Annotated in this window: 6 protein-coding genes; 1 reads left to right on the plus strand and 5 read right to left on the minus strand. The window is 69.1% G+C overall.

The window, feature by feature from the left end; all coding sequences use genetic code 11:
• From VNT50_RS03620 to VNT50_RS03630, 3 genes are all read right to left on the minus strand, one after another.
• Positions 1-356 (minus strand): hypothetical protein (locus VNT50_RS03620; RefSeq protein WP_325483735.1); only part of this gene is annotated, 356 nt, incomplete at its 3' end.
• A gap of 26 nt (positions 357-382) precedes the next feature.
• On the minus strand, positions 383-856 hold the full coding sequence (locus VNT50_RS03625; RefSeq protein ID WP_325483736.1) for a DUF6220 domain-containing protein: 474 nt from the start codon (positions 854-856) through the stop codon (positions 383-385).
• Between the two features lie 60 nt (positions 857-916).
• Positions 917-2,248 carry a glycosyltransferase gene (locus tag VNT50_RS03630; RefSeq protein ID WP_325483737.1) on the minus strand — a complete coding sequence of 444 codons (1,332 nt, stop codon included), beginning with the start codon at positions 2,246-2,248 and terminating at the stop codon, positions 917-919.
• Positions 2,249-2,344: 96 nt separating this feature from the next.
• On the opposite strand from VNT50_RS03630, the gene VNT50_RS03635 reads away from it, so the two are divergent.
• The gene (locus VNT50_RS03635) at positions 2,345-3,040 is read left to right on the plus strand and encodes a TetR/AcrR family transcriptional regulator (RefSeq protein WP_325483738.1); all 696 of its coding nucleotides are present in this window, start codon (positions 2,345-2,347) and stop codon (positions 3,038-3,040) included.
• A 19-nt stretch (positions 3,041-3,059) separates the two neighbouring features.
• Here VNT50_RS03635 and VNT50_RS03640 read toward each other — a convergent pair whose 3' ends face one another.
• A complete protein-coding gene (locus tag VNT50_RS03640; protein WP_325483739.1) occupies positions 3,060-3,488 on the minus strand; it encodes a TA system VapC family ribonuclease toxin in 429 nt (142 codons plus the stop codon).
• Positions 3,485-3,712 (minus strand): hypothetical protein, encoded by a 228-nt coding sequence (locus tag VNT50_RS03645; protein ID WP_325483740.1) that lies wholly within the window; start codon positions 3,710-3,712, stop codon positions 3,485-3,487. Before VNT50_RS03645 ends, VNT50_RS03640 begins: the two co-directional genes overlap by 4 nt.
• Positions 3,713-3,919 lie beyond the last annotated feature (207 nt).

Raw genomic sequence — 3,919 nt, forward strand, 5'->3', positions numbered from 1 at the left:
GAAGCCACCGCCGCCTCGCGGTGCGGGGGCACTTCCGCCCCGCCGCGCGCGGGCGCGCCGTGGCGCGGCATCCACCACAGCACGGCTGCCAGTATCGACGCACCCGTGCTGATCGGCAGCCCGACGACGAGCTTCTCCTGGGCGAAACCCAGATCGGGCAGGGCGAGCAGCCACGTGACGAGCCAGCGGGCGGCGAGCGCGGCGAGCGCTCCCGCGACGGCGAGGCTCGTGTTGCGGGATGCCGACGCGCTACGGTCGCGAAGCGGCCCGAGCGAGCCGGCGAGAGCGAGCCCCCACGCCGCGGCTCCCGCGGCGGCGAGCAGCAGGTATCCGAGGCCGAGCAGCACCACGGGCACCGGCGTTCCCCCTCACACGCCCGCGCTCACGGCGCCGGCGTCGCCGACCGGACGCCCTGCTCGGCAGGCTCCCCTTCGCCGGATGGCCGGACGATCGGACCCATCGCCCGCACCCGGAAGAACACCCACACCGTGAGCAGAAGCAGGAGCGTCCCCCCGAGGCCGTGGAGCGCGAGCACATAGGGCGTCGCACCGGGCGTCGTGGCGTTCGGCGGCGGCGTCGCACCCATCGCACCGGCGATGATGAAGTAGACCGTCTGCAGCGCGAGCAGCACCAGCGCGACGAACGTGAGGCCGATGTTCCTCCGCCCGATCCGGGCGAGAAAGCCGAAGACGATCCACAGAATCAGCAGGATGGGCAGGACGATCCGCCCGTTCATGCCGTGGAACCGGAAGAGCTCTTCCTCCGGTTCGGAGAAGACGCCGAGCGCCGCCAGGTAGAGCTGAGCGATGAGCGACACGACCAACAGGGCGTTGATCGTGAGGAATACCTTGCGCATGTGAACCTCCTCGTCGTGTGCCGCACGGTGCGGCGATATCGGAACCAGTGTCAGGAGCACTCAGTCGGCATCCGTGATACCGGCCGGGTTGCTTCGCTGCGGGGCGGCCCGCGAAAGTCCTTCGAGCAGTCCGCGCTCGATGATGCCGACCGAGTCGTATGCGGACAGGGCGGTCTCCACGGCCGCGACCCGGTCTGCCATGTCCGTGTCCTTCAGCACGCGCTCGGCGCCGCGCGCGACCGCTCGCGCGGACGGGGTCTCCGAACGCAGATCCACCGCCAGACCCCGGTAGGCGAGTCGGGCGTTGATGTCGCCCTTGCCCTCCCGCGTGCCCGCCACGAGCAGCGGAATACCGTGGCTGAGCGCCAGGAGCACCCCGCCGAGTCCGCCGTTCGTGACATAGAGCTCGGTGTGCGGAAAGAGCAGGTCGAAGTCGACGAAGTGCTCGATCAGCACGTTGTCGCTCCCGTACCGGGATCGAAGCTGCTCGGTGCCCACCCCGCCCGTCACGACGACCAGAAGCCGGTCGCCGCCCGCGAACGCTTCGATCGCGGGGATCATGAGCTTGCGCGGGTCGTGGTTGTCGACGGTTCCCTGCGAAACGACGATGACCCGGCCCGACCGCTCCACGATGCGCGGATCGAGCGGTGCCGTCGCCGGCGGGCGGTGAGGCAGCAGCGCGCCGACCCACTCGGCGTTCGGCGGGACGTAGTCGCCCGGAAAGTCGAGTTCGGGCAGCCCGATGTTGAAGACGCGACGCGCGACGTCCGGCTGCAGCGTGCAGTCGAAGTAGTCCTCGACCGTCACCGGGGGCAGACCTTCGTCCGCCAGGAATCCGTTGAAGGTCTCGACACCCTTTCGGGTGCCCGCCACGAGCATCGCGCGGGCTACGCGATTGACGATGCGTCCGACGAACGTCCTCGGCGGGCGCAGTCCGAAGAACGGGGTGATGGCGTTCTTTCCCCGCAGGCTCGGCGCGGCGATGGAGCCCATCACGAACACCGGCACGTCGAGGCGCTTCGCCACGAGGTAGCCGGCATAGAACGCGCCGTCGATCAGCAGCGCGTCGAAGGGGAATCGCTCCCGCCCGTCTCGGATGTCATGGAACTGCGAGCGAGCCGGACGCGCGAAGAAGACATCGGCGTCGAACTCGAGCGCTTTCATGCCCTTGAGCTTCGGGCGCTCCGGGTACAACGTGTTCAAGTTGTCCGCCGTGACCTCGATCGCCTCCTGGTACGGGATGACGGCGAGCCCGAGTTTCTCGACCCGGGGGGCATACTGCGGCCCGGCGTACCACCTGACATCGTGGCCGAGTTCAGCCAGGCGCACGGCGGGACCGGTGAGCGGATTGAAGTGACCCGCTGCAGGGACGGTGGCGATGAGAATCCGCATGTCGGCCTTCCCCGAAGACGATGCCGGATGACGCGCGTTCGCGTTAGTTGCTCACTATAGTGAGTCACTAGTGGAATTGTCTAGTAGAATTTCCCTGTGATCGATGCCACTACGCCGCCCCCCGCCCCCAGCCCCCGAACCCCGGGAGCCACTGCTGCTCACCGCGGGGTTCGCCGGCAGAAGGCCCTCGAGACGCGCTGGCGCATCATGGATGCCGCGCTCGCCGAATTCACCGAGCGGGGCTACCACGACACGACGATGGCGGCGATCGCCGAGCGGGCCGGCGTCGCGGTGCAGACGGTCTACCTCGGGTTCCGCACGAAGAGCGGGCTCCTGCAGGAGCTCGTCGGGAACGCCGTGCTCGGACGGACGAGGGACGGTGAGGTGGGGCCGCCCGAAGACACCGACCTGTTTGCGCGCGCCCTCGCCGAGCCCGACGGCAGGAAGGCGCTCATGCTGTGGGTCGACATGGCGCTCCCGGTCTACGAACGCACGTCCGCGATCAGTGACGCGGGTCGCTCGGCATATCTCTCCGACCCCGAGATGGCCGAGTGGTGGTCGCGGAGCGAGAGCATGCGGCTCCATGCGTGCGTGCGCATGGCGCAGGCGCTCGCCGACCACGGTTCGCTGCGGTCCGGGCTGAGCGTGGAAGAGGGTGCGGACGTTCTCGCCACGACGCTGTCGCCGCAGTCATTCCTCGCGTACACGATCGATCGCGGCTGGAGTGTCGATCACCTCGGCGCCTGGCTCAAGGACGCCCTCCCCAGGCTCCTGCTCGACATCCATCGCTAGCGGGCGCGACCCGACCCGCTCAGGGGATGAGCGCGACGACTTCTGCCCCCGAGGGCACGGCCGTCGTCACGATGCGCGTGTCGAAGGTCGCCAGCAGCGCGTCGTTCGACGCCGCGAGGTGGAGCAGGTAGGTGTCGGTGACCTGCGAACTCGCGAGCAGGCGCTCGGTGTGCACCGAAGCATCCAGCAGGCTCACCGAATCCGCGATGAAGGCATGATCGTCGCGGGCGGCAAGGCTCGCCAGACTCGCGAGCACGACGGGGGCGGGCTGCGTGTTCGGATACTTCGGGTGGCTCACCACCCGCACGACGCCGTTCTGCACGGTCGGGCTCGTGTGCCACGGCGACGCGCCCCGCTCCGCAAACCAGCGGTGCGCGCGGTCGTGGTGCACATGGAGCGGGTCGATCAGGGCGATCACGACATTGACATCGAGCAGGTGCCGGGTCACGACGGGTCGTCTCGCAGCGTGTTCACGTCTTCGAGCGAGGCCTGCCCCGCGGTCGTGGATGCCGGGAGCAGAACGATGCCGTTGCGGGTGCCGAAGCGTCGGCGCTCCGTCAGCGTCGCCCGGGCCAGCTGAGACAGCGCCTCGCCGAGGGTGAGCCCACGCGTGTCGGCGAACTGCTTGGCGGCAGCGAGCACATCGTCATCGATCGTCACGGTCGTGCGCATGCATCAATCATCACGCATCACGCATCTTGGCGTCAACGACCCCGATACCTCAGGCCGCCGCGAGCTACCTCTTGTGGGCGCTCTTCTCCGGGGTCGGCAGTTCGCCGCTCTCGCGGAGCGCGTCGTAATGCGCGGCGGCTTCGTCCTGGCGCGCCTGCTCGGCGCCCGACGCGATCGGCGCGCGCACATGCTCCGGCTCGTACCCGA

It is taken from the genome of Microbacterium sp. (assembly GCF_035554235.1).
In the GTDB taxonomy this organism is placed as follows: Bacteria; Actinomycetota; Actinomycetes; order Actinomycetales; family Microbacteriaceae; genus Microbacterium.

Excerpts from the sequence above, each read along its gene's own strand:
- VNT50_RS03630 (WP_325483737.1), bottom strand. The coding sequence starts at position 2,248 with ATGCGGATTCTCATCGCCACCGTCCCTGCAGCGGGTCACTTCAATCCG.
- VNT50_RS03625 (WP_325483736.1), bottom strand. The coding sequence starts at position 856 with ATGCGCAAGGTATTCCTCACGATCAACGCCCTGTTGGTCGTGTCGCTC.
- VNT50_RS03645 (WP_325483740.1), bottom strand. The coding sequence starts at position 3,712 with ATGCGCACGACCGTGACGATCGATGACGATGTGCTCGCTGCCGCCAAG.